Here is a 25,179-nt window from a genome sequence, read left to right on the forward strand (position 1 = left end):
AAGCAAGGACAACCCCAAAACCAACCACCCTCCCCACCCGGAAGAGTGAAAAGGCAGGTAAAAGAAAGGATTTTGGAGTAGTTCGAAATTGAATAAATTCATTTCAACCAATCGTTAAGATTATAGCATTGCTCCGCAGATGGTGTTTTTATTTTAACCATCGTATCACACATCGTTCAATTTCCTCTCTTTCTTTATCCCAACCTCAAAAAAACCTCGACTTTTGTCCATGAACCCGGTTCGCTTTGAATACTCACCATTCCCTGATAGATATCCAGTATCCTGCCGACAATTTCCAGCCCTAAACCACTTCGCTGAGAAGGGTAAACTTTTCTTTCTTTATTGACATATCCTCCCAGCCCTGCAACCTGTTCAGGAGTCATCCCCTTTCCCTCATCCATAACCTCAATTTTATACAATCCTTTTTCCCGTAAAGGCTCACCGTGGACGAAAACAGGCGTACCGGCAGGGGAAAATCTTAATGCATTTTCAACCAGTTCTTCGATGAGTCTGTAGAGGGAATTTTCCGAAATACAAATCAAAGCAGGGGAAACCTCAACGTGAATATCCTCCTGACGTTCAATGCTTTCGGGAATTGTCGCAACAGCCGCACGGACTTCTTGCTGCTTGATTTGAAAGCGAGAGTGCCTTGCTTTGGTAATTTTATCGGCATCCGAGAGGATCACTTCCAATTCTGCAAAGAACAAATATTTTTGCAAAGAATGCAGCAGTCGTTTCGCCGCATTATGGATGTCACTGACAATTTCCAAAACCTGCAAGTCGGCAGAATCGGCAGGCAGGTGGCCAATCAAATATTCAGAAAACCCAAGAATGACACTCAAAGGGGTCAGCAGTTCGTGGGGAAGTGAGAGACTGATGTTGCTGCGCAGCTCGATTAATTTTTGCTGAGCCTGAAGGCGTAGTTGCTCATGCTTCATAAGGCGAGTTTCAATGGCCTGTAGCAATTCCAATCGTGAAAATGGCTTGGTAATATAATCGTCTGCCCCCAGCGCCATGCCTTTTCTTAAATCTTCCCGCTGGGTTTTTGCCGTTAGAAAGATGAACGGAATGGTTGAGGTGATTGGACTTTTACTGACAACGGTCAACACCCCGTATCCATCCACTTTTGGCATCAAAATATCACACAAAACCAGATCGGGGAATTCCTGCCAGATCTTATGGATACCTTCTTCTCCATCCTGTGCCCCTACTGCCAGATACCCTTCTTCGCTTAACAAGTCAATAATGTTTTCACGAATATCCGGTTCATCCTCAATCACAAGTATTTTTTTCATGGCATGTTAGCTCTCCCCTGATTATTTTCTCACCGGAATGCGGACACTAAAAATAGATCCTCCCTCCGCGTTCTCTTCGTAATAAATTTCTCCACCCATTGCCTCGACCGAACGCTTGACAATCGTCAGGCCGAGCCCCGTGCCGGGAATGGAATTGACATTCTCTCCCCGATAAAAAGGCTCAAAAAGGTTATCACGGTCTTTTTCGGGTACGCCAATTCCCCGGTCACGTACTTTAACCCAAAAGTCATCCGGGGTGGTAGATAATTCAAGAATCACTTCATTTCCGGCAAAAGAGTACTTGACCGCATTTGAAAGTAAGTTTGAAACAATATTCCGTAAAGACCGCGCATCCGCCTTAACCCGGTTCATTTCACCGGTATGAATAAAAACAATTGGATGTTGATTCTGGTCGGCTTGTTGGATCTCGGTAATTACTTCGTGGCATAACTGGATCAGGTCGATTCCGTCACTCAATTCCAATCCGGCGCCCCCTTCCACCCGATTGACCTCCAGCACCTCACTCAGCATTTGATTCAAGCGTTGAGCTGCTGTCTTGATACGATTGATGTGTTCATTTCTTTTTTCAGCATTCCAGCGCTCACCATAAGTCTCCAAAAGTTCTACCGATGAGAGAATTGTGCTGATGGGGGTCTTAAACTCGTGGGTGGTCATCGTCAGGAATCGGTAACGCAATGAATTCAACTCCTGCTCCGCTTTTAGCGCCCGTTGAAGTTCTTCTTCGGTTTCTCTCTGGCGGGTAATGTCGCGGGAAACCGCCATGACAAAATCAACCTCATTTTGGGTTGAAAAAATTGGCACCAACCACGTGCCAAGCCAGATTTTTTTCCTGGCAATGAACGCCGAATTTTCGGTATAAACCGCTTGTTGGGTTTGAAAGACTTGCTGAATTAAATTTTCCGGGATGAGTTTCAAAATATGGGCATAGGATGGCAGCCTGGTTTGAAATTCTCCCCATCCCAAAGCCTGGCGGGCAAAGCTGTTGATATACTCGATGGTTTTTTCGTTTGATATCAGGATAATTAAATCACGAGAAGCTTCGGCCAGGCTTCTATAAAGATTTTCGCTCTGGCGGATTGCTTCTTCGTAATTTCTTTGTCGGGTGATATCTACAAAATATCCGATACCTTCTACGGGTTGTCCTTGAGCATCACGTAATATTTTAATTTCTTCATGAAGATAATGATATTGTTCATCTGCACATAAAAATCGGTATTCCATTTCCAGAAATTCAAGCAATTGCATTTTATCCAACTGCTCCATTACCATTGGACGATCTTCAGGATGAACCTTTGATTTCCAGAAATAGGAATCCTCGATGAATTGATCCGGGGAGTAACCAGTTACAATTGTTACGTTTTCACTGATATAGCGAACCTGATAGGGTGGTCGCGGCGTGGTTGAATAAATTACAGCAGGACTGACCGCCAGAAGGCGATTCAGAATGTGGCGCGTATCACGCAACTCGCGCTCTATTTGATCGTTTTCACTCATTTCCCACAACCCCGCACAATTCAAGAGCCTTTTTCAAAACCTCTTCAATGCTCAAACCATCCGTGTTGAGAATCACCGCATCTTTGGCGGGTTTCAAAGGAGCAATTTCACGGGATGAATCAATCTGATCGCGTTTTTTCAAGCCGACAAGCACTTCTTTCAATGTAACACTTTCACCTCGTTGCACCAATTCCTGATACCGCCGTCGGGCACGTTCTTCCAGAGAAGCATCCAGATAAATCTTAAGATCCGCATCCGGCATCACCACAGTGCCAATATCCCGCCCAACCATGACCACCCTGCCTCGTTTTCCAATCCGCCGTTGCAGTTGTGTCATTGCTCTTCGAACGCCGGCATACGCCGAAATTTTTGAAACCCATTTTTCTACTTCGGGGTCGCGGATAGCCCAGGTGACATCCTCACCATCCAGGAGAACATCTTCCTTCCTTCCATCCGCAATACTTGGGCTGCGTACGTCAATATGAACAATCTGAGCAAGTCGAGTTACCTCGTCTTCGTCATTAATGTCAATCCCTTTACGAATGACTGCCAGAGTCACAGCCCGATACATGATACCCGTATCAAAGAACAAATACCCCAGGCGTTCGGCAAGCCTTACCCCAATGGTTGATTTACCGGAGGATGCCGGTCCATCTATGGCAATGCTGTTGGGAATGGTCAAGGTTGCACCTCAGAAGTAATTTCGCCGCCGGGAAACAGACTTTCCCTTGCCCACAAAACAATGACTCTATCTCCCAGTGGCGCCTTTTTAAAAATTGCCCATTGCAGCCATTCCTGAGAAGTCATCAAATCCCAAATGGGTTGAACCTCCCACTGAAAATCCTGGCCACGATAGTTGTCATTGAAAAAAATTTCTTGGGTTGCGCCGGTCAGGACAATCGAATTTTGCAACTGGGGCTGAAAGGTATTTTCAAACACAAAATTGGGATACTCTCTCGCTAGCCAGCGCATCGCCGGTTGATCCAGGCCAATCCCCACCACATCAATGCCGGTTCTTGAGCGAACATTCAATTCCGATAAGTCACCAATGGTATCTTTTAACAAATCGGCTTCGGGAATAAAGTTGCCGCGCCAAAATGGGTTCGTTTCCGGGTCTTCACCCAATCCTGCGGCGTGAAAACCGCCTGAAAGCCAGAAAATGGTCAAAATTCCCAGCAGTCCCCATACCGCCCCGTAACCGGCAACCCGCATAGACCATCCCCATCCAATCAGGATAATTGAAGCAATGACAAAAAATGCAGCAGCAAGAATGGCAATAACTTGAGGCTGGGTATTTACCGCAACCCGCATTGGGCTGAATAGAGCCAGAAGGTTTTGTAGGATAAAAGCCAAGAAGGTAAACACCACAAACGCATAAACCAGCGCACCCACCCGCTGATCAAAATCAAACCGGAGAAAGGATGCCAACAAGCGGGCTGCAAGCCCAAAAAGCGGAATGGAGAGCCAAACCACATCCAGCACTTCCCGCCCAGGGTAAATCAACGTGTGAAACAGGGAAAGAATCAACCAGAGGGTCAAAAATCGTTCCAATCCTACCGGTTGTTTGATTTGCCGTATCGCTGCAACCACGCCCAATAACAACCCCGGCAACTGATACACTGCCATGGCAGCAAAAAGTAATCCAATCGGTGTGTTTGCGGGGGTACTCCAGCCGCGCAAATAAGCGATTAATCCACCCCCCATTGCGCTCAATCCAATTGGCAGGATTAAAAACACGCTGCCCACTACCAGCGCAGTCCCCCCTGCCCAAATCATCATTTCTGTCAGGTGAGATTTAATCAAATCCCAGCCTTCTAACTTCCGAACAAGCCATCTTTGATAAAGCCAGAACGCGATTAAAAAAGGCAGCAATCCCTTCCAAATTTCCACACCACCCAGCAATGCAAGCGCGCCGAACACGCCTGCTGCCTTCCAGCGACGAGCATTGATTGCTCCAATGGTCAACAAAAAGAACAAAATCGCCCACGTGTAACTTCCAGCGGCTCGTCCTGCCGCCAGCCATCCGCCATCCAACGCCAGACCAATTGCCAGAATCAACGCCGTCTTTTTTCCCAGATTTTTTCGAAAAGCGTAAGGAAGCAGGCAGATCAAAGCCCCCGAAAAGGCCGGTAACAACCGCGCCACAAAATCACTTGCCGACAAGAGGTAAAACAAGGCGGTGGTTACCAACAGATACCCACCATCGGGGTTGGAATATAAAGCGTTTTCCCCGCGAGCCAGGGAAAGAGCCTGCAAGGCCAGCCGGGCTTCTCCATCGTTTAGGGATATTTTCCCTAACTGCACAAACCGTAAAGTGAGCGCGGAGAGAAAAATCAAAGCATATAAGACTTGTTCACGATTCAGCGAAAACACATTCTTTTTCATGATTACAGCCACTCAGCGTGTTTTTGCCACCAGCGAATGGGGCACTTCATAAATCTGCACAGTGGAATTCGCAAAAAGCAAACCCAAATTGGATGAAAATTTATTTTCGGAAACACGGTATGTACTTCTTTCCACCGGTCCAATATAAATATAGCGAATGCCGTATTGCTGGATAATTTCCCGCGCTCTTGTCCAATCACCGGTCTGATAAAGCGTTTCAATGTCCACTCGCCGGGAACCCATCTCTCTGGCACTGCCCCGCCATTGAATTTCGTGCCCTTCCCATCCCAACAACGCTGGTTGACCGGAATGAGTCGCAACCCGGGCATACTGAGGATTGTATTGCGGGCCTACAGCCTCAACAACAGGGCCTAAAGGCATACCCCATAAAAATTGAAAAGCCTGCCATTCATCGGGTTCATTGCGCTGCAAATAGGCTTTACCATCCAGTGTCAACTCAACAGGTTGCCCTTTGTGCAAACCCGTTTTGGCAGGTAACATCACAGAGGGATAGATTAATGAGCAAACCAGCATTAGCAACCAGGCAGCTTTAAACAACCCACCCCGTATTCCTCTCAGGCGATTCAAGAGGATGGCACTGGCATAGGCAGCTGCAATTCCCCATAAAATCCAAGTCTGAAAATAAAACTTAAAAATGGTGTTCATGCGAGTACCGAAATCATCCTGTAAATAGAAAAACTCCGGTACCAGTGTCAAACCAGCACCCAGCAAAACTAACAACAGAACAAACCCGTGATTCTGTTGTTCTTCGAGGATGGTTGGTGTGAGGTTATGCTCCACATTCCGAGAATTCCCATAAATTCGGCGCAAAGCAATAATCATGGCAAATACCAGGATAAGGATGACCATCAAAGTCAGCCAGGTACCCGGGCTGGTCATCCGCCTCAAAAAAGCAACCTCGAATAATTCCGCACCACTTCCGCCCTGTTTGATAAAAAACAATCCGCTCAATGAGTTCAGGGTTTGCCCCAGACTCGCCAGGTTGCCGTCTGCAGAAGTCATCCAAGCCTGCCCAAGCAGTCCAGCCAGTTCAATAAGCTTGCTGGCAATCAACATGAAGAGCCAACCGATTGCAACTATGCCTGCACCGATTAAACTCCCCAGGCGCAGTCCTGATTGTCGGAAAACACTCCATTGACTGAAAAGCCATGCCAGAATGGGTATCATCAATGGCGCAAACATCACCCAGAAATGGACACCCCGCGTATGGAAAATTAGGCTGGGAAGAAAACCGCCTGCCTGTGAAGAAAAACCCAGATAGAAGGGGAGATACAGCAGGATACCCAGAATTCCCAATGTCAAGGCAATGAACAGAAAATCTCCAACCCGCCGCCAGCTCCATCCATCCTGAAAATAACGGTTGAGAGTATACACCCCGGCAAACAAAGCCAGATAGATTGGAAAATCCCACGTATTCAAAAAAGAGAGACCGCCAAAAATCAGCGCGCTTAACCATGTACGCGGATCTTTCAGCCAACCTTGCAGTGAAGGTTCGGCGGCCGGTTTTCTTTTTAGAGTCAGGTAATAATTCAAGGCCAGCCCGGCCGCCAGCAGCACAAACGGCATACCCAAAACATGCGGGTGCATGTCTGCCAAAAGGTATGAGAAGAACGGGAATTCGTCAATCACTTCTTCCCGTTGATTGACCAGATTGAAATCCTGTAAGACACGCGAACCACGCCACCATAACCAGTAAGTGCGTTTCGGCGTCCATGAAAGCGGTTCTGGGGGTGGTTGATCAAACTCTTGAATACCCAGCCACTGCCAGAAAGAAGATTCAAGCACCCCTTGCGGATTCCGCTGCCAGAAGATGCCCCGTGCATGAAGCACATCCAGCAAACCGGAAAGATTGCTAACCATCAGGATAAAAAGAGGCGCTAACAATGCCCAACCGACTGCTTTTCTGCTTGAGTTGGGCCGGTCATCCGTTTTGAAAACCCCGCTGAGCAGGTTATAAAGAACCCCATAAGCAGCCAGCGCTGTCAATCCGAACCACATTGCAATCCCCAGGTTGAAACCAATTGAGCTGGGCACGCCGCTCAGGTGAACAATCATGGCTACAATCACATATCCAAAATAATAATAGGAGATTGCATAGCCGGCCAACCACGGGTCAAAGGGTGGAAAGGTTGGCGAACGCAAGACGGCGTTAATAAAAGCCAGTTCCATCGGTTTTTCGGTATAGATGATCTCCGGGTTAGCGGCCCGCACAAACGCCCACAAAAGGTACGCAATCAAAAATAAGATTTCAGCCGTTATAATCAACCGCTTCTGACTGGCAAACCAGATTTTGAATTCCTCCCATTTTCCTCGAAAGACCCATGCGCTCAGACATGCTAAAAGTAACAGGGCAAACAACACCCCACCAGCGTTATTTTGCAGCACACCAAAGGAGGTCAGCAACCAGAAGGAATACCCCCAAATCAACAATCCCAGCGGACGACTTAAGGTGAAACCACGGTCCGGCAAAAATTTAAGAAAGCGATAAGCCAGTGGCAGCGTAATGTATCCTCCCACCGTCACAATCAAATACCAAGAAAAGACCATCAGAATTTGACTCATCGCTTTATCCTGACCTGCTTAAGCCGTTAAGTCTTCCAAAGTTCGGTTTTCCCAATTTAATGCCAGAACCCGCCGAACTGCTTGAAGGGGTATTTCACCGAAAACGTGGGGGTAGGCCTTTCCATTTGGAGCAAGTTCATACTTTACCTCAACGGGCAATGAATCTGGATGGATTTCCAACACCACCTCATCTTTCCGACCCGAAAACAAACGATCGGCGACCTCCATTAATTGCTCAGCAGTTGAACAGTGGACAAAACCTTCACTTGCCAGAGAAGAAACGCGGTAAGAACCGATTTCAATGGCTTCATTCCAATCTTTATGATTGGCGATGTGATAAATGAAACTTGCACGATTCTGAGTGTTCAAGGGATGACCTCGTAAATTACAGTATCCATATCCCGGTAAACTTCATTCCAAAGATCACCATTCCATTGGGGAAATTTAGCCAGGCCCGCTGCTTCATAATAAGCCTGTTCCAGCTGACCCACAATGATATATTTTATAGCGTAGCGATCTAAAAGTTCTCTGGTTCGTTCCTTAACAAGCGTATTATAAATTTCCGCCACATCAAAAATGCGGTTTTGAACACTGAAATCATTTGGTACTGCCGCCCGCTGCTGACGCTGATGCCAGTCCCAACCAATGACCGTGGGCAAACCCGTGTAAATCGAAAATCGCGAGCCCCAGCGATAAAGCGGCGTGTTGGCTTCCAAAATCACCGGTGAACCCTTAACATTTTCCTGCATCCAGCGAATCGCCCGGTAATCCTGACTTAAGTCCATCAAACGCCCCTGATCCGAATATTCGGAAGTGCGCATGTACGCCATTCCATCCAGGCCGTGCGGCGCCAGGGTGCTCATGCGGTCGCGGATTTTTGCCGAACCGGCCATCAAAGGATATAACAATGCAGCAACCAGTAATGCACTTAACCCAACCTGCCAGACCTGTTTCCACCCCGACTTCCATTTTTCTTCCATAACCGGCAACAACCAGCCAATCGCGGCAGCAGAACCAATTGCCAGTAAATTCCAGGCTTGTAAATAAAACTTGAAGACCGTATTCATCCGCCCTATATCACCAACCAACACAATCACTTCCACCATCAGGGTCAGGGTTGCCCCAGTACCGATCATAAAGAGAACCACCCGCTTTGCATCCGGTAGATCGGCTCGCAACAATAAAACCAGGCACCAAACAGCAAGGGTAAGCGCGTAGAAAGCAATTTCAACCCGGAGAGAAACATTCAGCAGCACAACCGCCAGCAAGTATGCAGCCAACCCGCTGAATATCCAGAATCGCCACGGACGCAATTTATTTAATGCGGATAGAGGCGTATTGGCCATCCAGTCAATCGTTTCGGAAACCAGCCATGAGGCAATTACAAAATAAAACAGACCCCAGTGTGTCAAATACGAAGCAACGGGGGAGCGGCTGCCTTCCCAGAATTGTACGCTGCCATAACCCTGCGCATACCATTGCATGTACGGGGCAAACAATATAAACGAAAGCCCCGTCAAAAGCAAAGCCGATCCAACTGCCAGTGCCATCCGTTTTAACCAAACGGGCATATTGGGAAGGTAAGAATCCCCGACATTTGCGTAACGTAAGCCTGAATAAAGCAAAGCGGAAATTCCCAACCCAAGATAAGTCGGCATATCCCATGTATTGGTTGGTCTTAATACGCCAATCGTTAATCCACCCACCAGTAAAGATATAAGAAATGGCAAAATCTGACGATTATCCCTGAAACTCCATTGCCACTTGCCAAAAACGACCGAAAGGCACCAGCCGAGCGCCAGCATGGTCAAAGGCAGAGCAAACAGGTGAGCATGGGGGTCGGCATATAAAAAAGTGAAAAAGGGAAATTCGGTAATTGCTTCACCAGGCAATGCGCGGCTGGGTATCCAGTACCAGTCGCCGGTGCTGTATGGTAAGCGCGCCCCAGCCAGAAACCTCGAAAGTCCCTGTACCGTCCAGGATAGTTTCAAGAAAATATTTGCTTCTTCCAGGGAAGACCCGCTCATGGCAAGCCGCATCAAACCATGCCAGATCATCCGTGCCGTACCCAGATTACCCAAAACCAGCGCGGCAACCGCAGCAGCAAGCCCCACCCCCATTGGCTTTCCAAAAACAACCCGATTCGCCCCAGCCGCTTCAGTTGTATGGCCTCTCTCTTTGAGAAAGTGGGAAGTGATATTCCACCCTGCGCTGAATGCGCCCAACGCAAAAACTGCAAACATTGTTGGCAGGATCAGGTTGTAGGCAATTGATGGAACGATGCCCAGCCACTTGGTGGGTACCCCGACCAGAACAAAACCATAGTAATAATAATTTATATATCCACCGCTGTACCATGGATTATAGGGGGGGAAGATGGTGCTTTTCAGCACAGCATTGAAGTAGGCAAAATCCATCGGTTTTTCGCCGCCAAAGGCGGGATGCCACAAATCTGGATTGCCTATCCTGATCAGGCTGAAAAGGATAAAAAACGCCAGCCCAATCACCTCCACCCGTAAAAAGTATCCCTTCCGCTCTCGAATCTCTTGAAGAAGATTATCCTTCTGCCAGAAAGCCGCTAATCCACCAGCGAACAAAAGGATAACAAACACGATTGTGATGGTGGTACGCTCAAAAGTCGCCCCCAGGGATGCAGCCAGCCAAACTCCAAACGACAAAAATAGCATCCCCGCAATTTTGATCAGCGGATAGCCTCGATCCGGCAGCCCGCTCATGGCTACACGCAGAATCGGATAGACCAGCCAACCCAACCCACTGATGACCAGATACCAAATCACCCAGCCCAGAAAAGGAAAGCGATTCAACAGTCCTTCACTGTTAAACAATTCAGCCCAGGTGCCGCCGTTCCGCTGACGGGCGAGCAGGTCATCGGGTAACATCAGATTGGCGGGGTAGGAAGGGGCTTTGCCCGGCAGAACATGGATGACTCCCGATAAATCTACACTCTTCAAAAGCCGGGCTGTTTTAGCCGGGTCATATCCATCGCTCTTTTTGAAGATCAACACCTTGGGGTGATCGTAAACCGTAAACGCTTCTTCTGCAAACTGGGTGTTCACTTCAATAGCACCCAGTCTGGGGTTGGACTGAAAAACTGCAGCCAGATCGAAGCCCAATTGTCCGCTGAACATACCCGGCTGTGCCACCCGGTAACACCATAAAATATCTTTTTCGGGGGGACACCCCAGCAAATAACGATAATAGGCTGTTGTTAGAGGATAACGCTCCGGCAGACGTGTTGTCGTTCCCCACTGTCGGTTAGAAGATATGTAAATGTAATCTGCGCGGTTGAGCAGGTCAATCATTTGCTCGCGTTTGTCAACCGTATCGTCTGCATACAAATCCAGGGTCAGGTCGCGCGGGTAAATCCCCGCATAAGGATCATAACCATCCAGCCGCAGAGGAAGGCCATCATCCCAGACGGTTTCATTTACACCACTCGCAGGGGAAAAAACAATTTCAGCATCTCCCGCCAACAACTCCATCTGAATCGAGTAGGTGTTGCCTGCCTTTACGGTTACGGGTGGATTCAGGCTGAGGCGCACCATTTCACCGCGTGCATCCATCCCTTTTGCAACAAAATCATCCGTAAGCGTTGCACTGCTGATAGATTGAGTAGCAGTACTGCGATCAATCACCTCAACCTCTAAAGTTTTCATCCCTTGCTCTGCAGCCCGATCCACCAACCGGTAAAATACAATGTCGCTTAAAATTCCGGATCGCAAAGGCTGGAAAGAAATTTCCAATGGACGGTTTGGACGGACGGCTTCACTCCAGTCCGGCAGCAATTGGCGTAAAGTGTTTGCCTCGTTTTGAATGAGGACTGTTGCCCCACCTCGCAGAGAAAGCGCGCTTTCTGCGCCGTCAATACTCACCGAGAGGGTATAAAGCCGGCCGGTCTCAACCACCAGGGGAAAATCCAGCACAAGCCGATGCGGTCGGGGTTGATTCTCTTCAAAGGTTTGGGTGAGTGTTCCCAGCCCTCTGGCTGCCTGCAGGTTTCCGGCTTCTTGAATGGTGATGATCAGCGTTTTCGGATTGCTGTTCAGTGACAAATCGCGAACTTCGTCAAGGTAAACTTCGCTGATTGTGCCGCTCTGAATGGCGCGGAAACTGGTACGCAAGGTTTCGTTCCGCTGTAAAATCACCAGAGAATTAACTGCCAGCGGCTGATGATACTCTTCATCCGCCGTCTTAATCCACAAATTCACCGCTCCCGGCACATTTTGATAAATCCAGCGGGACGCTTCCACCCGCGTCACCGGGCGGGTATAAATCCCATCAAATGCAAGAGCCCAACCGGCCGTTAAACCCAATACCAATATACTCACGCCAATGACAGCCCAGCGGCTGATTTTGGCCCTAAGGGAGCTTCTCAGGTTTATGGAATTTGTTTTTTGCCACAAAGCAGTGATCGCCCAACCGGCGGCGAGGGCAAAAATGGGGTAAACTGGCAGTTGATAGCGCATCGTCGGATTGCCCTGTAAAGACTGCCAGATAAAGAAGAGGATTGTCCATCCCCAAACTGCTGTAAAGGGGTGAGAAAAGCGGTTCTTAACCAATTGCCATCCCATCCACAGCATCCCACCCCATGCCAACACGCCCATTGGCAGCCCCATGCCCCAAAGTACCATATTCTGGAACGAAAAGGTTACCGGACGACGTGCCCATTGCAAAGCCGGTGGAAAATCCACATCCCCGCCCGTTTGGGCTAATAGACTTTTTAGATTTTCCACCCACAGCGGATTGGGGAGAATGTTCCAGAACTGCGGTCCCTGAAAAGCATAGGGTTGGAACACACGAAAAACCAAAAACGCACTCAACCCACCGGCCAGTAAACCAAATAATACCAACCACAGGGTAAAATCTTTATCCAAACGCTTTGCTTGAAAGTACTTCCAAAACAACACAATCGGCAGCACCAGCGCTACTACGCCCACATGAATCTTGGATGCAGCAGCCAGCCCGGCAGCCTCGCCGAAAGCCATACAATTCCAAAGAACCCTTGCATCAATTTTTACCCAAAAATTGTGGGGGAGCCGCGGATGAATCGGTCTTTCGTTTAAGGTCGCAATCCGCACGGCAAAGAAGACCGCCAGTGTGCAAAAAAAAGTTGCAAATGAATCGGTGGTATAAAAATGTGCTTGCTGAATTTGGAGCACAGCCAGTGCCGAAAAGGCTGCTCCCAGCACACCCGTGGTTTTACCCCACACACGCTCTCCGATCAAAAAAACCAGAAAAACCGTCAAGAGATCAAATAAAGCGCTCAGGCTTCTACCCACCACAATGATCTCATCCCAGCCGCTGCCGGAAAAGATCCATTCCGCCAGGTAACGGGTCAGTAAAACTGGAAATGTGCCGTAAACAAAGAACCGATGACCAACATTATGCGGGTTCAGGCTGGAATGTGCCGTGTCAAAATACTCCCCGAAATGATTTACAGGTTTGAGATCAGCAGTAACCCAGACCAGAAAGCGCTCATCGGGATGGAGATACTGTCCCTGTCCCCAATCCAGACCGTTGAAACGCAAAAACAACCCTGCCAGTAATATACCCAACAGCGCAGCGTCCAAAATCCAGCTCAACCGCGCCGTTGCCGGCAAAGCCCGACTTTTCGTACCCTTCTTTGCGGATATCCCTTCAGTCATGGCTGTCCGGTTTCACCTTCTGGATTGACGGGTGGCACGAAATAAAGCAAGAAATCCTTACCTTCCAATTCAACATCGTACAAATACAACCAACCCGTAGGGTATAACTCCTGCAGTTTGTGAACGGCATCTTCATCACGAGGATTAATGACAAACAATTTTGCGCGAGGTTCATTCAATGTAGTTTCAAATTGATCTGGCCACAACGCATAATCCTTCATTGGATAGCCGGCATTAATTCCGACCAGGCGGGTATCTACCCAGTGGGGATAAGGCACTACATACGCTGTATCCGGGTTACCTTGTGATTCACTGAAACCCCGAATCACCGCTCCAATTTGCGAGGTATTCCATGCCCCTGCCATGAACTGCCGGTCGAATTGACGGAAAACCAGATCATAATTGGCAGAACTGATGAAAAACAAGAGTACAAGGGTTAAAGCAATGGGAATTAATCGCTGAGTACCGCTAGCATAACGGCGCTCGACAGCCCGCACAATCGCATCCAGCCCCACAGCGGCGAGTATGAATACTGGAATAATCGCCCCGCCACTGCGATTGAGCGAGGGATTTTCCTCAGGAAACGCCAGCGAAAGGATGGAGGGCATCATCAGCAGAGGAATTGACACCAGCAGGAACAAATCAATCCAGTGACGCTGACGTATATAACGAATGACAACCAGACCGCTGCCGAGGAAAAACAACGCAGCACTTATGACATCCAGGGCTGGCCGGTTAGGGATCGAATGCACCCAGATATTCCCATTTTTATAAAAGAACATCACCATGGACTTCCACAAGTTATTGAGGAAGATGATCCATACCGGTGCCGGATAAGTTGTCTCAGTCTCTCCAAGGCGGGTTAAAGCACGATAAGCAAACATTTCAGGTTCGCTCAGCGCGTAACGCAGCAGAGGGAGGAAGATAACCAGTGAAGTTACAGCCAGTAGAACCAGTCCGATGAATGCCTGCTTGCGATTGCCTACCGACTGACGATGGAGAAGATAAATCAAAACCGCCGCAACCACCACCAAAGGCACCAGCCGCGAAGGGCTGTAACCGTGCAATCCCAGACCCAGAAAAATCCCTGCCCAAATAAAATCATTACGCCGGCGATAATGTAAACCTCTTATCAGAAAGTAAAGCGTTGGTGCAGCAAATAATGGATAAAGCGGGAATCTTAACCCAATCCTGGAGATAACATTTGCCCAGTAAGCAACCCCAGCCAGCACAAACGCAAAGAGCGCAACTCGTTTACCTCCAATTTCTTTCCCCAAAAGGTAAATAAACGGCAAGGTGAACAGACCGGCCAGCGCTGTTCCAATTTTCAGACTCATAAAGGATAGTTTCGTTCCGGCAAGGATGGCAATCATCGCCGTCAGGTACATTTGGACCGCCTCCCGGCCGGTATTGCGCGGGAAGAAAATGGCTGTCTGTCCTTGCAAAACATCAGCCACATCCATTAATTTTTCGGCGTGGTCGCTGAACATTTCGCCAGGAACTTCACTCAAACGGTAAAAACGGAAAAACACCACCAGCACAATGGCAAAAAGGATCAACACACTCCACGGTGTAATTCGCAGAATAACGTGAGGTGAGCGCAAAAATAAGGAAATTTTCCTTTTCAGGCTTGCCCATGTGTTCGAAGGAATATAAAATGCTGCCACCAGTGCAGCAGTGCCTGTCAGCCAGAGTGTCAGGTTCAGGGAGGTAAAGCGGTTACCGCTGAAGAAAATAAAGGCCAGAAGCAACAGAGGGATGGAAAGCAGCAACGGGTTACGATTGACCGTTACCGGCATGGGAGAGTTGGTCGCTTCGGAAAATTGAGGCAACAGCCATTCGCGTGAAACCACTGCCAAAACCAGCGCGGCTCCAGCCAACCCATAGAAAATCAATGCAACCGTTACCTGCTGGCGGGGTGGTTCCAGATAAGACTGCCCAATCACAGCCAGAATAAAGGCCAACAGTGTCCGCCATCCCAGCGGTAATCGAACCTGTTTTTCGGCTGGGGAAGGGAAAATCAGCGGTTCAATCTTTTCTTCAGCCGTTGATTCAAAAACATCGGTCTCTACCGACAGGCTGACATTTTCTTTTGTTTCAGGAAGCGGCTGATCACTGGGTGGTTGATGAGCCAAAAGAGCCGGTGGCTTTCCTTTCCACGGCATCAGTAAGGCTTTGACATAATCCAGAACAGTAGGTTCTTTTGGTTCGTGCATGGTTGAGAAAAGGAATCAACAGATTCTTACGATGGTATATCTTACATCATGCTCCAATTACTGACAAGCGCTTCTGACACAAGGGATGATTGACTAGAGTCTCTTTTGGGCAATATAAAAAGAATACACGCCGGTTTCCTGCTCAGGCGGCTCCTGATAGACGGATTGGCATACCCTTTGAGTAATCGCCAGATTCCAGGGTTGTGAAACCAGAATCCAGCGTTTGAACAACCAGCGGCTGACCAGAGAAGGTAAACCAAAATAATGACCCCATTCCAGAACGCTTAGAGCCCGCGGTGAAAAGTAATCCCACTGGCGGATTACCTCAAAACCTGCTGTTTCAAGACGATTCTTCCATGTAAAAAAGTCATCACAATGATAATGGCGCGATATGCGGTTGAAGAAAGCACGGTATTGCTTTGCCAGACCGTGCAGACCTAGCCGGTCAAAAAAACGGGCGATTGAAAGGGTCTCCAGAAAGCGATGATTGGGAACACAGAACACAAACACTCCACCCGGTTTGAGAACCCGAGCAGTTTCTTCCAGAACAGGCTGCAAGTCGGGAATATGCTCTAATACAGAATTACTGACAACACTCGCAAAAGTTTCATCATCAAAAGGCATCTGCACGCCACTTCCCCGCAGGGTCAGGCGGTATGCGTGCCGGTTTGCGGCTTCTTTAACCGGCTGCCACCATGGGTCTAAACCTACTGTTAACGGATTCTCAAATGCAATCGAGGCGAAATGACCATCACCACAACCCAAATCCAATACCGGCTCAGCCAGCTCAATGGTCTGGTAAAAGCGGGCTTCAACCGCGCGCAACACTCCCCGAAAATAAGGCAGCTCGCGGATATTCAACCACAAAAAATCTTTTTCAATGGATGAAGAATAGCCCAAAGCCTTCCAACCTCACCTTTCAGGATTTGCAAATTTCTCTTTGGATTTCAGCAAACAATTTTTCGTATTCTTCGGCAACCCTATCCGGTAAATAACGCTGGCGGATGGGCTGAGGATCGCGGATATAAGCGGTTCGGTTGCCCAAAATTTCCAGCAGTGCTTCTGCCAGCCCTTCTGAATCTCCAATCTCAACCACTTTGCCCATTTCATGAATCTTAACCGGTTGACGCACACCCGGTAAATTTGAAGCAATGGAAGGTGTTCCACTGATCATGGCTTCTATCTGAACCAGACCAAACGCTTCCGTGGAATTCAAAGATGGCAAAACCAAAACATCCAGATTGGGATAAAAGCATGCCATCTGTTCAGGAGAAAGATTACCCAGAAACTGCCATGCCCCACTTTCCTGAAAACGGGTAATCCGCGGCATTATCCTCGCGTAGTAAGCTTCTTCTCCCACAATGTTTTGATAAGTGCCGGCAAACTGCACCTGCGTCTGCGGATAAACCTGCAACACTTTGGGTAACGCTTCTACCAGCACCTCAACACCTTTTTCTGTCGCCAAACGCGCTGCCATCCCAATCACCGGTCTGCGATCTTGAGGATTGGTGCGCAGCCGAAACTGTTGAATTGCCTGTGGAGGCACTTCAGGCAGTTCGACCGGAGGGGGGATCACCTTCAACTTGTGCAAATAACGTCTTAAGTACGGTGAATGCTCGGCATAATCTTGGGTATAGGTTACAATTCGATGGGTAAATCTGGCTGCCAGCTCATTCATGAAAAGGACAGCCTGATTGGCTGCCCAACTTAATAAACCCGGCGGCATTCGCAAGTCACAGTGGTAGGTAATTACGGTGGGTTTCTTCAACAAGCGACCGCGCAAGGCAACCCCGGCGGCATCAAATTGTGGCAGGTGTAATTGAATGACATCATGTTCACCTACGAGCCGGTTGGCGGTCAAACCAAAGGACGGCATAATCACCCCTTTGCTGACCCGGAACAAAACCGGAACCCGCACGACCCGCACTCCTTCCACGGTTTCATCCAGTGGCAGGGATTTGTCATATTGAGAAGTCATCACTGTTACCGCATGACCGCGGCGGGCAAAAGCACGCGCCAGCCGCTCTGCATAAATCGTCAACCCGGAGGTATGGGGACGGTAATAGGTCAGGATGATCAGAATGCGCATAAGCCTCAGAACAAATCCCGGTTGGTTTTTACCCACTCAAACAAGCGCTGAATACCCTCTTCGACCCCCACTTTGGGTTTCCAACCCAGTATCTCTTGGGCTTTGCGGGTATCAGAAACATATACCCGTTGATCACCCGGCCGCCAATCCCCTCTTTTAACCGGGATACTTTCCCCGAGCAGCTTTTCGAGCAAGGGGCCAAATTCCTGCCAGACAGAAATGGTAAATTCAGCGCCCCCTCCAATGTTAAACACCTGACCAGCCGCAAGATCAATCCGCTCGACGGCCAAATCATACACATCACAAAGGTCTTCTACAAAAAGAACATCCCGCACCTGCTTGCCATCCCCATAAATTGTGATGGGCAGCCGCTTGACAGCCGCAATGACAAACCATGCCACCCATCCCTGATCTTCAATCCCAAACTGCCGGGTTCCATAAATACAGGACTGGCGCATGACCACCGTCCGCAAACCGTAAATCCGCGAGTAATCGCGGGTGTACTGGTCACCACAGCCTTTTGAGCAACCGTAAGGAGAATGAAAATCCAGGCCAAAAGTTTCCGGAATACCATACGGAAAATCCACATAAGCATAGCGGCTTGCCAGCTCTGTAACTTTGACCTCCTCCATGCCGCCATACACCTTGTTTGTAGAAGCGTAAATCACAATTGGATCACGCCCGGATAGCCGCGCGGCTTCTAAAACATTGAAAGTTCCCATAGCATTAATCTCAAAATCATTGCGCGGATCAACCACCGATGTTGTCACCGCAACCTGCCCGGCCAGATGCACAATCACATCCGCCTCGCTGGCTGCCTCTTGAATGGAATGCGCATCGCGGACATCTGCCTGAATGAGCCGAAATGAGTTTTCGCCGTATGTACTTTTCAGCCAGTCCAAATTACGTACAGCGCCGGCCCGGGATAGATTATCATAAATGATCACTCCTTCGCCGCGTTGAAGAAGTCTGGCAACATAATTTGAGCCAATAAAGCCCGCCCCGCCGGTAATTAAATAGTTTCTCGGCATAGAAGTTCCTCCTTATCTTCAGGATGATGTTGGATTGATGACTTTGGCTTGAATATCCCTCAAGAATGTACCCACCGATTTTCCTTGTCTGACCAGTGCAGTAATGCCCAAAATACCGGTAACAACAAATTGTATAAAATGCAGCGTGATAGCGTATGCCAGCGCCGCAGTTTGATCCACTCCCAAAATGGTCAAGGCCCCAACAATCGAAGCCTCAAAGGTGCCCAGCGCTGCCGGCGCAGAGGGTATGGCAATTCCCATTGCAAGAACCGCATCGGTGAACATTCCCCACCAAAATGGAGCCTGAGGATTGATTGGCAAAAGAAAAACATAATAAGTGGAAACCGCAACCCCCCACGAAGCCCCAATCCATATCAGGCTGAGAATAAACTGGCGTGGATCAGAAAGGGTTGACAATCCCTGCATTAGAGCGCTCAATTGCGGAACCACCACCCTGCGAACGAAACCCCACTTTGAACCGATCTTCTCTACAAGGCTAATGACCCATCGCTGATTACGGGACATGACAAATAACAAAATAAGCCCGGCGATGACCAGCACCAGCGTTAGGAGAGCAACCGAACGCGCCCATGCCATGCCCAATGCCAGCGGCAGGGTTGCCAACAACAAACCAGCCGCAATGGCAAGATCAAAGGCTCGTTCGATGATGATGCTGGAAAGCACCCGCGCCGGAGATAATTTGGCAGCCTGCCCCAGCAGCAAAGCCCTGCCAAACTCACCCGCCCGGAAGGGGAACAAATTATTCAACAAATAACCCTGATTGATCGCCCAAAAAGTCTGGCTGACCGAGGCATGATTTCCCAAAATCACCCGCCATGCCACTGCCCGAACAACCAAAAACAGAATGGTTAGCAATACTGCTGCCAGAATAAACCCCAAAGGTATTCTGGCAATTGCCGGCCCTAATTCCTCCCACTGAGCCAGCCTGAAAACCACAAACAATGCAATCAAACTGATGATAACACCGGGCAACCAGCGACCGATGTTACCGGATCTTTTGCTGGATTGGTTACTCAATCTTCCTCCAAGCGAAGAATTGCCATGAACGCTTCTTGAGGAATTTCCACATTCCCCACCATTTTCATTCGTCTTTTACCGCGTTTTTGTTTTTCAAGCAATTTCTTCTTCCGGGTAATATCACCGCCGTAACATTTTGCCAATACATCCTTCCGCAAGGCTTTGACATTTGCACGGGAGATAATCCGTCCATTTGCAGAGGCTTGAATGGCAACATCAAACAGTTGGCGGGGGATCAGTTCTTTCAACTTGCTGACCAGCGCCTGCCCTTTGTGGTAGGCATTGTCACGATGTACAATGGTAGCCAAAGCATCAACCGGTTCACCACCCACCAGCACTTCCAGTTTGGTCAGGTTGCCGGGTCGGTAATCGGCAAAGTGATAATCCATCGAAGCATAACCGCGTGTCCGCGACTTGAGCTCGTCAAAGAAATCTACAATCAATTCGGATAAGGGAATCTCGAAACTCAATTGCACTCGCGTTGGAGCAGGATATTCCTGCTCCTTAAAGATCCCGCGCCTTTTCTTTACCAGCTCCATCACTGTGCCGTAGTAATCCACCGGGGTGATAATTTGTAATACCATCCATGGTTCACGGATTTCAGCAATTTGAGATTCATCCGGTAATTGCGCTGGGGAGTCGATGCGAATCACTTCCCCGCTATTCAGTACGATTTCATACTCAACCGAGGGCGCTGTAACCACGATGTCCAAATCATATTCGCGTTCCAGCCGCTCCTGGATGATTTCCATGTGAAATAGGCCCAAAAAACCACACCGAAAACCAAAATTCAGAGCCTGAGATTTTTCGGGTTCGAAAACCAGCGAGGCATCATTTAATTGTAGTTTTTCCAATGCCTCTTTTAAATCTTCGTAATCTTCCCCTTCCACCGGGTAAATACCGGCAAAGACCATGGGTTTGGGATGTCGGAATCCGGGTAATGGTTTGTCTGCCGGGCGCACTGTACTGGTAATGGTATCCCCTACCCGGCACTCCGATACCGTCTTCAATCCGGTGGCAATATAGCCGACATCTCCGGCCTGCAAGTCCTTGACCGGTCTCATATCCGGAGCAAATACCCCAATCTCAACCGGCCGAATATCCACATTCGTGGACATCATTCGCAACATATCCGTTGAGTTGATCTTCCCGTGCATCACCCGCACGTAGGCCACCACCCCTTTGTAAGAGTCATAGTGCGAATCGAAGATGAGGGCCTGCAACGGCGCATCCACCTCTCCTTTTGGTGGTGGAACTTCCTTTACCACCGTTTCGAGCACCTGATCTACATTGATACCTTCTTTTGCGGATATTCTCAAAATTTTTTCGGGTTCAATGCCAAGCAGGTTATGGATATCTTCTGCAACCTCATCAACCCGCGCAGATGGCAAATCAATTTTGTTGATTACCGGCACAATCACCAGGTCAGCATCCAGTGCAAGGTACAAATTAGCCAGTGTCTGGGCTTCGATGCCCTGGGTCGCATCCACAACCAGCAAAGCGCCTTCACAAGCCATCAAAGCACGGCTGACCTCATAACTGAAATCCACATGCCCGGGTGTATCAATGAGGTTGAGTTCGTAAGAATCTCCATTTTGAGCCTGATAGATCATCCTCACCGCCGAGGCTTTGATGGTCACCCCCTTCTCACGCTCAAGATCCATCGAATCCAGCACTTGTTCCATCATTTCACGGTCAGAGATCGTGCCGGTCAATTGCAGCATCCGATCCGCCAGAGTGGATTTTCCGTGATCAATATGAGCAATAATGCAAAAATTGCGAATGCGGTCTTTTTCCATAATCGAGGTTAGTATACCCTAATTACCCCCAAAGTAACAGAGCGCACCCTCATGGTGCGCCCTGTTCAAAGCCGGTTCGGTTTGCTTTTCAGGCAATCGAAAACAGTCGCATCCGCACTTCATCGGATCGCTCAATGGCAATTCCCCTCTTGCGGACGTTCTCACCCAGTGTCATAATCGCCTGCGACAGTTCTGCGCTCTTATTGACCCGTAAAACAGGTTGCCCCAGCGCATCCGATTTTTGAGTTAATTCCGGATCATCCGGCAAAGTTACGGTTACGGCATGTTTTAGCCGCTCGCTTATTTTTTCTACGGTAATCGGGTTGTCAGAATTGAAGCGATTGACAACCATGGCAACTCTATCACGCGACATTCCAAAGGCATCCCATAAATCCAGGAACAAACGGGTATTTCGGATGGCATTAATCTGCTGAGAAGTTACCAGCACCACCACTTCCGCCGCATCCAGCGCGGCTAATACCGGGTCCGAAATGAATGAGTCGGTATTCACTACAATGTAATCATAGTAACGGCGCAAGAATTCAAGTATTCGGGTGAAATTCTCACCGCTGATTTTTTCAGCAAATTCAGGACGGGGCGGAGCCGGTAATATATACAGCCCGGTGGCCCGATTCAGGAGCATGACACTTTCAACCAGTTGCAAATCCAGATCGTAAAGGCGGGGTACCAGGTCCAGCACCGACAATTGCCCCAGTTCATTGAAGAACAAATGGACATCACCAAATTGCATACTTCCGTCCACCAGCACAACTCGGGCTTCATGGTCAATATCCATCAATGCCAGGGCAAGATTGGCTGCAATCGTTGTCGTTCCCACCCCTCCTTTGGGACTGTACACCGTTATCACCTGACCATTTGCGCCTTTGCCACCCATCGGGGCTGGTGCTGTTCCGCCTGGCCCAAGTGCTGGGGCGCTGCTCTTCTGTCGTTCAGAACGAGCCAGCGCAGCTGCACGGTGTAATACATCTGACAATTCTTTGATGGATACCTCATGGGTGATAAAGTCACAGGCACCCGTGCGGATGGCCTGCAAGACAATATCGGTATAATTATCCTGTGAAATCAGCACCACCTGGGTATGGGGGAATTCTTTACGAATAATTTCCGTCAGGTTGATGCCGTTCATGTCCGGCAGGTTGTACTCTATAAGCGCCACTTCCGGCTTCAAATCGCGAATTACTTCAATGGCTTCCTGCGCAGACATGCATGAATTGACCAATTCAATATCATCAATCAAGCCAATTGTTTTTTGCAAGTGTTTGATCATTTGTGGGATATTTTCAACCAGTATGACCGATATTGCACTCAGATCACTGTGCATACCCACCTCCCGATGGCCGGTTCCGTTATTTTTACTGTCATCTAAAAATTGGTTCATTGTGCACCCCCGTCAGGTTCCTTATCATTATACAAACAATGATAGCAGAAAACAACGTAAAAGATTCAAGATTTAAGAGAATTATAAACAATTTTTGCAATTAAAGTAATTATAATGATTAATGTGTTTCAGGAGCAAAAATCAAGGGATTGATTTAGAGGAAATTTGTGTATAATGAAAAAGGGGGACTCAATATGAACACCCTCCACAGTCAAGAATCATCTGATTATCCCAAATCAGAGCGTGAGCAATTACAGAGGGCAGCCGTGAGCGATTCATCTTCTTTAGAAACCGATCATCCTGATGTTGAGATCGAGCCAATTGACTCATCTTTTACCGAAACCGAAAAGCCGGAAATAGTGGCAGCCACAGTTGTGGAACAGAAGACCCCAACGGAAGAGGTCGTTCCTGCTGAAGAATCAACTCCGGAACTTCCACCCGCCAAACAAAACTGGCTTAGCCGACGGATTCAGGTAGTAACCGATACGATTGAAGAGTGGAAATTCCTTCGCCGGGAGATTCGAGCATTCCCTGCTCGCACAAAAATACGGATGAAGGAGATCGAAAATCACTTTATGGTTTATCGGTTGACTTTTGCCAACCTGACCTACAAGGCTCCTCGCATTGAGGAAGAAATCCAGGAGGTTTATAACAAAATCATCAGCCAGATGCCCCTCCTGGAAGAACGCACTAGAAAGCGCTCTCTTCTCTTCCGCAACTTGCAAACTTTAAGGGAATTGCATCAAGAATGGCTCAAAGTTGCGGAGCAGCAAGATCACTTGATTGCCCTTTTACAAAAAGCCCCCAAAGGCATGGATTTTTACAATCGCATGCAGATTATTCGCGAGCAGCGCAGACAGGAAGAGCTACGCCAGAAAGAAAATCAAGAGCGCATTGAAGCCGCTTACGAATCCCTCAAAAAGGCATTGAGTTATGTGGAGCATCAGTGCAAGGACGATGAACCCATTGTTTATGGAAATGAGGTTCTCACCCTTGAGGATGCCCAAAAGGTGTGGAATGAGCACATCACCGAAATTCTCACCATGAAGGATTTGAAAAATGCCAGCGTGGAAACCGTCCTTGCACGAATCCGCTCATTGGAAGAGACCATTCGTGAGTACCCCAGCCTATCCAAGCAAATTCAGAGAGTGGGGGAGCGCTTTTCCCGCCTGATCGCTTTGCATGACTTGCTTTCCTCCTATGGAAAGAGAATCATCCCGCAGGCGGAAATTTCGCGGTCTTCTACCATAATGTTTGAGCAAATTCCTGCTCTCTGGTCAACCGGTCAATACCACAATCTTAAAGTTCTACTGGAACGGGTAGAAAATTTCCTGAATTTCTACGAAAATACAGTTGAACTTGAGGTCGCCATAGGCGAACGCCGCCGCTCCGGTTTTACACAGGGTTTGGCCCCCTCCATTATTCCGGGGGTGGGTGGTTTATCTCCGTTGATTGGACTTGCACGTGTATTGGTTGCTGCCATTGATCAGCGCGACCGCTACATGATTGGCCATTCTGAAAAAGTTGCCCGCCTTGCGGTAGAAACCGGTAAAAAACTGGCCTGGTCAAGTGGCGATCTTGAATTTCTTGAAATTGCTGCCTTGCTCCATGACATTGGAAAAATCTCCATCCCCGAAACCATTCTGACCAAAGTCAAACCCCTGACTTCGCAAGAATGGAAGATGATTCAGATGCACCCATATTACGGGGCTCAAATTGTCAAACAAATGAATGTCTTCAACCGAATTGTGCCATGGATCTACCACCATCAGGAGCATTGGGACGGCACTGGTTACCCCGATCAGCTGAAAAAAGAGGATATCCCTCTGGCCAGTTCCATCATCGCTGTCGCTGAAGCCTTCACTGTGATGACCGCAGAACTTCCTTACCGAACTGCAGTAAACACCGAAGAAGCGCTCGAAAACATTAAAGAATCTGCCGGAAAACAATTTGCCCCCGAAGTTGTTGAAGCATTTGTGGAAGGCGTGGTAGAATCAACCCAAGAGAAGTCTAACAATCCTCAAAAATAAGTCCCTGATCCCCTATGACCAAAATTCAACCTTTCATTCATTACGCACCCGAAACTTGTGCTTTTTGTAATGGCAATGGGAGTGGTCGCTGCCGGGATGGCAATATCTACGAATTATGCCCGGTATGCAACGG

Annotated in this window: 15 protein-coding genes; 1 reads left to right on the plus strand and 14 read right to left on the minus strand. The window is 48.4% G+C overall.

All coding sequences use genetic code 11. The features are described 5' to 3' along the window. Window positions 1–194: 194 nt before the first annotated feature. The 14 genes from VAE48_RS15360 to VAE48_RS15425 all read right to left on the minus strand — a co-directional run bounded on the left by VAE48_RS15360 (window position 195) and on the right by VAE48_RS15425 (window position 22,959). The gene (locus VAE48_RS15360) at window positions 195–1,295 is read right to left on the minus strand and encodes a response regulator (RefSeq protein WP_322794214.1); all 1,101 of its coding nucleotides are present in this window, start codon (window positions 1,293–1,295) and stop codon (window positions 195–197) included. 21 nt (window positions 1,296–1,316) lie between these two features. Beyond that, window positions 1,317–2,810, minus strand: a complete 1,494-nt coding sequence (locus VAE48_RS15365) for an ATP-binding protein (protein WP_322794215.1) — start codon at window positions 2,808–2,810, stop codon at window positions 1,317–1,319. Continuing rightward, window positions 2,803–3,492 (minus strand): (d)CMP kinase, encoded by a 690-nt coding sequence (gene cmk, locus VAE48_RS15370; RefSeq protein ID WP_322794216.1) that lies wholly within the window; start codon window positions 3,490–3,492, stop codon window positions 2,803–2,805. Before cmk ends, VAE48_RS15365 begins: the two co-directional genes overlap by 8 nt. After that, entirely contained in the window at window positions 3,489–5,195 is a 1,707-nt protein-coding gene (locus VAE48_RS15375) for a hypothetical protein (RefSeq protein WP_322794217.1), read from the minus strand. Before VAE48_RS15375 ends, cmk begins: the two co-directional genes overlap by 4 nt. Window positions 5,196–5,207: 12 nt before the next feature. Continuing rightward, entirely contained in the window at window positions 5,208–7,778 is a 2,571-nt protein-coding gene (locus tag VAE48_RS15380) for a DUF2298 domain-containing protein (protein ID WP_322794218.1), read from the minus strand. An 18-nt stretch (window positions 7,779–7,796) separates the two neighbouring features. Then, window positions 7,797–8,147: a DUF952 domain-containing protein gene (locus tag VAE48_RS15385; protein WP_322794219.1), complete on the minus strand. Its 351-nt coding sequence runs from the start codon at window positions 8,145–8,147 to the stop codon at window positions 7,797–7,799. Continuing rightward, window positions 8,144–13,444 carry a DUF2298 domain-containing protein gene (locus VAE48_RS15390; protein WP_322794220.1) on the minus strand — a complete coding sequence of 1,767 codons (5,301 nt, stop codon included), beginning with the start codon at window positions 13,442–13,444 and terminating at the stop codon, window positions 8,144–8,146. Before VAE48_RS15390 ends, VAE48_RS15385 begins: the two co-directional genes overlap by 4 nt. Continuing rightward, entirely contained in the window at window positions 13,441–15,660 is a 2,220-nt protein-coding gene (locus tag VAE48_RS15395; protein ID WP_322794221.1) for a glycosyltransferase family 39 protein, read from the minus strand. Before VAE48_RS15395 ends, VAE48_RS15390 begins: the two co-directional genes overlap by 4 nt. A 93-nt stretch (window positions 15,661–15,753) precedes the next feature. Continuing rightward, on the minus strand, window positions 15,754–16,560 hold the full coding sequence (locus VAE48_RS15400; protein ID WP_322794222.1) for a class I SAM-dependent methyltransferase: 807 nt from the start codon (window positions 16,558–16,560) through the stop codon (window positions 15,754–15,756). A gap of 19 nt (window positions 16,561–16,579) precedes the next feature. Continuing rightward, complete coding sequence (locus tag VAE48_RS15405; RefSeq protein WP_322794223.1) at window positions 16,580–17,749, minus strand: glycosyltransferase family 4 protein; 1,170 nt, start codon at window positions 17,747–17,749, stop codon at window positions 16,580–16,582. A gap of 5 nt (window positions 17,750–17,754) precedes the next feature. After that, window positions 17,755–18,780, minus strand: a complete 1,026-nt coding sequence (locus VAE48_RS15410; protein WP_322794224.1) for an SDR family NAD(P)-dependent oxidoreductase — start codon at window positions 18,778–18,780, stop codon at window positions 17,755–17,757. Window positions 18,781–18,798: 18 nt separating this feature from the next. Continuing rightward, window positions 18,799–19,818: a lysylphosphatidylglycerol synthase transmembrane domain-containing protein gene (locus tag VAE48_RS15415; RefSeq protein ID WP_322794225.1), complete on the minus strand. Its 1,020-nt coding sequence runs from the start codon at window positions 19,816–19,818 to the stop codon at window positions 18,799–18,801. Continuing rightward, window positions 19,815–21,617 (minus strand): translation elongation factor 4, encoded by a 1,803-nt coding sequence (gene lepA / locus VAE48_RS15420; RefSeq protein ID WP_322794226.1) that lies wholly within the window; start codon window positions 21,615–21,617, stop codon window positions 19,815–19,817. The genes VAE48_RS15415 and lepA overlap by 4 nt, the downstream gene beginning before the upstream one ends. Window positions 21,618–21,705: 88 nt before the next feature. Beyond that, the gene (locus tag VAE48_RS15425; RefSeq protein ID WP_322794227.1) at window positions 21,706–22,959 is read right to left on the minus strand and encodes a response regulator; all 1,254 of its coding nucleotides are present in this window, start codon (window positions 22,957–22,959) and stop codon (window positions 21,706–21,708) included. A 323-nt stretch (window positions 22,960–23,282) separates the two neighbouring features. On the opposite strand from VAE48_RS15425, the gene VAE48_RS15430 reads away from it, so the two are divergent. After that, entirely contained in the window at window positions 23,283–25,046 is a 1,764-nt protein-coding gene (locus VAE48_RS15430) for an HD-GYP domain-containing protein (RefSeq protein WP_322794228.1), read from the plus strand. Window positions 25,047–25,179: the final 133 nt, after the last annotated feature.

Source organism: Bellilinea sp., from assembly GCF_034432615.1.
In the GTDB taxonomy this organism is placed as follows: domain Bacteria; phylum Chloroflexota; class Anaerolineae; order Anaerolineales; family Anaerolineaceae; genus Bellilinea.